This is a genomic window from Acidocella sp. MX-AZ02, from assembly GCF_000306035.1.
GTDB classification, from domain to species: domain Bacteria; phylum Pseudomonadota; class Alphaproteobacteria; order Acetobacterales; family Acetobacteraceae; genus Acidocella; species Acidocella facilis.
In genome coordinates, this window is record NZ_JH976208.1 from 380,679 (window position 1) to 386,230 (window position 5,552).

5 protein-coding genes are annotated in these 5,552 nt (G+C 65.9%); all 5 read right to left on the reverse strand.

Annotated elements, in window-relative coordinates; genetic code table 11:
- Positions 1-46: 46 nt before the first annotated feature.
- Positions 47-1,159, reverse strand: a complete 1,113-nt coding sequence (locus tag MXAZACID_RS10090; protein WP_008494212.1) for a hypothetical protein — start codon at positions 1,157-1,159, stop codon at positions 47-49.
- A 170-nt stretch (positions 1,160-1,329) separates the two neighbouring features.
- Positions 1,330-2,898 carry a response regulator gene (locus MXAZACID_RS10095; RefSeq protein ID WP_008494214.1) on the reverse strand — a complete coding sequence of 523 codons (1,569 nt, stop codon included), beginning with the start codon at positions 2,896-2,898 and terminating at the stop codon, positions 1,330-1,332.
- A gap of 10 nt (positions 2,899-2,908) precedes the next feature.
- Entirely contained in the window at positions 2,909-3,502 is a 594-nt protein-coding gene (locus MXAZACID_RS10100) for a chemotaxis protein CheB (RefSeq protein ID WP_008494215.1), read from the reverse strand.
- Positions 3,499-4,323 carry a protein-glutamate O-methyltransferase CheR gene (locus tag MXAZACID_RS10105; protein WP_008494216.1) on the reverse strand — a complete coding sequence of 275 codons (825 nt, stop codon included), beginning with the start codon at positions 4,321-4,323 and terminating at the stop codon, positions 3,499-3,501. The genes MXAZACID_RS10100 and MXAZACID_RS10105 overlap by 4 nt, the downstream gene beginning before the upstream one ends.
- A gap of 9 nt (positions 4,324-4,332) precedes the next feature.
- Positions 4,333-5,484 carry a response regulator gene (locus MXAZACID_RS19760; RefSeq protein ID WP_205619788.1) on the reverse strand — a complete coding sequence of 384 codons (1,152 nt, stop codon included), beginning with the start codon at positions 5,482-5,484 and terminating at the stop codon, positions 4,333-4,335.
- Positions 5,485-5,552 lie beyond the last annotated feature (68 nt).

Sequence of the window (5,552 nt, forward strand, 5' to 3'; positions counted from 1 at the left end):
GTGCCGAGGAAGCGGCGCCGCGAGGGCGCCTTGGGTGTATCCGTGCTCATTGCGCCAGCTGCACCGTGTTCATGTCGTCCTCGACATAATAGAGCCCCTTGCCGTCCGGCGTCGTCACCAGACCGAACAGGTCGCCACTGCCCGGCGGGGTCTGGGCCTGGTCCTTATCCAGCCATTTATCGCCGATCTGCTGGCCCGAAGCCGGGTCGATCTCGACGGCGCGGCCATCCAGCCCGTTCACCGCGATCAGGTTGCCGTTCGGGGTCATGGTCAGGGCCAATGGCCGGTTCAGCAGCCCGCCCTTGCTGACCTCGGTGCCGGTGCCGGCACTGTCCGTCCGGGTGGCGGCGTCGGTGATCTTGACGATGCGGTTGCCGATCGCGTCCGAGACATAGAGCGTGCCATCCTTGCCCAAGGCCAGGCCGGTGGGGCCGACTAGGAAGACGCTGGCATCCGCCTGGGCGCCGAAGCCAGTGCCGATCACGGTCTGGCTCGTCACTTCAGGCGGTTTGCCGGCGGGAATGTTCAGCTCCAGCCGCAGCACGGTGGCGGTGTTCTGCACGGGCTGGCCGGTGGCGCCGATGCCAAAGCCGGCATTGGAAAGGAAGAGTGTGGCTTTGTCGCCCTCATCGATCCAGGCCATGTTGCCCCACGGATCGTCGATATCCGGGCCGGCCAGCGTGCCCGCCAGCTTGCCGCTGGAATCCAGCAGGATCAGGCAGCCTTTGCCCAGCGTCTTGGTGGTGCCGTCGGTGGAGGGGGCGGAGCCGACGATGACCCAGCCGGATTTCAGCACCGCCATGGCGGTGGAAAGCCCGACCCCGCCGGGGCAGCCGGCGAGCTTGGCGGGCAGGGTGGCGAAGGTCGTCGTCTGCCTGGTGGCGGGGCGGTAATCGATGATCGTGGTGCCGGTGCCCTGCAGATTGGCCTTGTTGTTGAAATTATCCACCAGCAGGTCGCCCTTTTGCAGGCTGCCGGCGGAGACCGGGGAGACCGCCATGGCGTAGGGGTTCTGGTCGCCGTTGGCCGGCACGGTGGAGGTGATCAGCCGCTCATGCTTCAACCCGCCGAGATAGCCAGGTCCGGGATGGTCGGTCTGGGCATAGGCGGGCAGGGCCAGGGTCAGGCCGAAGAGGGTCAGCAGCGTGCGTGAGGGCATAAAATCAGTCTCCCAGGTTTCTAAAAGAGAATGAAAACCATTCTCAATTAAAACGCAATAGGAGATGATAATAATTCTCAGTTGAGGGGCGGGTCAGACCCGCGCGGTGGCTGGAGCGCGCCGACCGTAAACGGTCAGCGCGCTCCAGATCTTTGTTTTGGCGAGCAACTTTATGGCCCTGACTGAGTCCAGTGAGGGTCATGTTGCGCTATGTCGGCGATCAGCGCTTCCAGCGCCTCGAAGGAGACCGGCTTGACCAGATGATGGTCGAACCCGGCCTCGGCGGCGCGTTCCTTGTCGCGCTCCTGGCCCCAGCCGGTCTGGGCGACGATCTGAATGCCCCGCAAGGCGGCCTCCTGGCGCAGGAGGCGGCAGACCTCATAGCCGTTCAGCCCGGGCAGGCCGATATCCAGCAGGATGATATCCGGCCGGTAGCGCCGTGCCGCGTCCAGCGCGCCGTGCCCGTCATGCAGCAGCTCATAGTCGTGGCCCATCTCGTCGAGCATCCAGCCGACGGTCTGCGCCACTTCGACTGTGTCATCGACGACCAGGATGCGCCGCGGGCCGGAAGCGGGGGCGCTGGCGGCGGGGGCCGGCGCGGCCAGAGGCGGCGCCTCGATCAGCTGCATGCGGATGGTGAAGCGGCTGCCCTGGCCGGGGCCAGCACTCTCCACGCTGATCTGCCCGCCTTGCAGCGCCGCCAGCTGCTGCGCCAGCGCCAGACCGATGCCAAGCCCGCCCTGCGCCTGGTGGCGATGCGCATCGATCTGGGTGAAAAGCTGAAAGACCGACTCCAGCATCTCGGCGGGAATGCCCATGCCGTCATCGATGACGCTGATCACCGCCGCCTCGCCCTCCTGATGGGCATCCAGCGTGATATGGCCGCCGGCAGGGGTGTATTTGGCGGCGTTGTTGAGCAGATTGCCGATGATCTGCGCCAGCCGGGAGAGATCCGCCTGCAGCCAGAGCGGCGTCTGCGGCTGCAGGACGGTGAGGTTGTGGCCGGCGGCGGCGATCAGCGGCTGGCTGGTCTCCAGCGCCAGGCGCAGCACATCGCTCAGTGGCACCGGCGCCAGGCGCAGCTCGATCTTGCCCTGGCTGATGCGCGAGACATCCAGCAGATCGTCGATCAGCCGCACCAGCTGCGTCAGCTGGCGGTCCATCATCGCGTGGATGTCGGCGGCCTGGTCGCGGCCGGGGTTGCGCCGCAGCAGGTCCAGCCCGTGGCGCAGCGGCGCCAGCGGGTTGCGCAGCTCATGCGCCAATGTCGCGAGGAAATCATCCTTGCGCCGGTCGGCGTCGCGCAGCGCCTCGGCCTGCTGGCGCAGCGTGTCGCGCTGTTCGGCCAGCTGCTGGCGCTGGCGGTAGAGCTCGAAAAACACCTCGGCCTTGCTGCGCAGAATATCCGGCTCGATCGGCTTATAGATGAAATCCACCGCGCCGGCGCCATAACCCTGGAAACGGCGCTGCGTGTCCGAGGCGCCGGCGGTGACGAAGATGATCGGGATGCGCCTGGTGCGCTCATTGCCGCGCATCAGCTCGGCCAGCTCGAAGCCGTTGAGGCCTGGCATCTGCACATCCACCAGCGCCAGCGCCACGTCATGGGTCAGCAGCAGCTCCAGCGCCTCGTCGCCCGAGCGCGCCTTCAGCAGCACCAGCCCGTCGCGGCGCAGCAGCGCGTCCAGCGAGAGCAAATTCTCTTCAAGATCGTCGACCAGAAGGAAATAGACGGGTGCCATATGCGGTCTCTCAGTTCTCATCGACGGGCGGCATCGCCGCCAGCTCTTGCAGATAGGCGGCGACGCCGCCGGGTGTGACGATACGGGCCCGCGGGCAGGCCGCCAAAGCCGCCTCCGGCATGGCGGCGGCGAAGGCGGTTTTCGGGTCCTGCACGGCGACCTGGCCGCCGGCGGCTTCAACCGCCCGCAGGCCCCTTGCCCCATCCTCATTCGCGCCGGTGAGCACCAGCGCGGCCAGGGCCGGGCCATACACATCGGCGGCGCTCTCGAACAGAATATCGATCGCGGGGCGCGAATAGAGCACCGGCTCATCCGCCGACAGGGCCAGAGCCTGCTCGGTCTCGACCAGCATATGATAATTCGGCGGGGCGAAATAGATTGTGCCGGGCTCGATCGGCTCCTTGTCCTCCGCCTCGCGCACCCGCATCTCGCAGCGGCGCGCGAACAGCTCCGCCAGCAGGCTTTTGCGGTCCGGCGGCACATGCACCACCACGAAAACCGGCAGCGGGAAGCTGGCGGGCAGGGCGGGCAGGAACGTGCCCAACGCCTCCAGCGCGCCGGCGGAGGCGCCGATGACCACGGCACGGCAGCGTCTCGCGCTCATCCGTCGCGCCTCTGGTAAAGCCGCTCCTCGCGGTTGAATTCGCTGAAGGCATCGGCATGGGCGCAGAAGCGCAGATTCTCCTTCGCCCCCAGCCCAAGAAACCCCTTGCGGGAGAGCGAATCCTTGAACAGCCCGATGGCGCGGTCCTGCAAAGTGCGGTTGAAATAGATCAGCACGTTGCGGCAGGAGATCAGATTCATCTCGGCGAAGACCGCGTCGGTGACCAGGCTGTGATCGGCGAAGAGCACGCGCTCGCGCAGGGATTTATCGAACACCGCGCGGCCGTAGCCGGCGCTGTAATAGTCCGAGAGCGAGGATTTGCCGCCAGATTTGCGATGGTTTTCGGTGAAAAGCTGGATCCGTTCCAGCCCGTAAATGCCGGCGCGGGCGCGGGCCAGCGCGTCCTGATTGATGTCGGTGGCATAAAAGATCGTGCGCTCCTCCAGCCCTTCCTCGCGGAACAGGATGACGAAGGAATAGAGCTCCTCGCCATCGGCGCAGCCGGCGATCCAGAGTTTCAGCGACGGGTAAGTGCGCAGATGCGGGATGACGGTTTCGCGGATGGCCTTGAAATAGCTCGGGTCGCGGAACATTTCGCTGACCTGCACGGTGAGATAGCCCAGCATGTGCGGCAGCATCGTCTCGTCATGCAGCAGCCGCTCCTGCAGCGCCGAGATGCTGGCAAAGCCCATCTGCTCGCGCGCCAGCCGCAGCCGGCGTTTGATCGAGGTGGCGGCGTAATGGCGGAAATCGTAATGATAGCGCAGATAGAGCGCTTCCAGCAGCAGCTGGATTTCGATCTCCTCGACCTGGTCAGTCATTGGCGCGGGTCATTTCGGCATCCAGACCCGCACCAGCGAGAGCAGCTTCTCCACATCCAGCGGCTTGGCCATATAGTCGCTGGCGCCGGCTTCGATGCAGCGCTGCTGGTCGTCGGGCATCGCCTTGGCGGTGAGCGCGATGATCGGCAGCTTGGCCCAGGCGGGGTTTTCGCGGATGGCACGGGTGGCGGTGAGCCCGTCCATCACCGGCATCATCACATCCATCAGCACCAGATCCACCGCCAGCTCGCGATGCAGCTGGGAGGTCGCCAGCCGCTCCAGCGCCTCCTTGCCATTGCGGGCGATTTCCACCAGCGCGCCGCGCGGCTCCAATATGTTGGTGAGCGCATAAACATTGCGGACATCGTCCTCGACCACCAGGATGCGCCTTCCTTCCAGCAGCGCGTCGCGGTTGCGGGCCTGGCGGATCATGTTCTGCTGCTGCTCCGGCAGCTCGGCCACCACCTGATGCAGGAACAAGGTGACTTCATCGAGCAGCCGCTCGGGGGATTTGGCGCCCTTGATGATGATGGATTTGGAATAGCGGCGCAGCCGCAGCTCGTCATCGGCCGAAAGCTCGCGGCCGGTATAGACGATGACCGGCGGGAAGGAATAGGCATCCTGCTGGCTCAGCGTCTCCAGCAGCGCGTAGCCGGAAGTGTCGGGCAGCGAGAGATCCAGCACCATGCAGTCGAAGGTCTGGGTGCGCAGCAGCTCCAGACATTCCGCGGCGGTGCCGGCGGTGACGGTCTCGGTATCGTCCGAGGCGAGGAGCTTGGAAACGGCGTCGCGCTGGCGCTCATCATCCTCGACGATCAGCACGCGGTGCATGCGTTGCTCCAGCCTGGCTTCCAGCTTGGCCAGCACCTCCGCCACCTGTTCGCGGCGCACCGGCTTGAGCATGTAGCCGACCGCGCCCAGCGACAGCGCGGTCTGCGCATGATCGCCGGCGGAGACGACATGGATGGGGATGTGGCGGGTATGCACGTTGCGCTTCAGCCGGTCGAGCACCGAGAGGCCGGACTGGTCGGGCAGGCCGACATCCAGGATGATCGCGCTCGGGGTGAGGTCGCGCGCCAGGCTGAGCGCTTCCTCGGCGGTGCCGGCGAGCAGCACCTGGAAGCCCATCTCATGCGAGAGATTTTTTGAGGATGCCGGCAAAAAGCCTGGTCGTCCTCCACCACCAGCAGCACCCGGCGGGATTGATCCAGCGAGTCGCGGTCATCGCT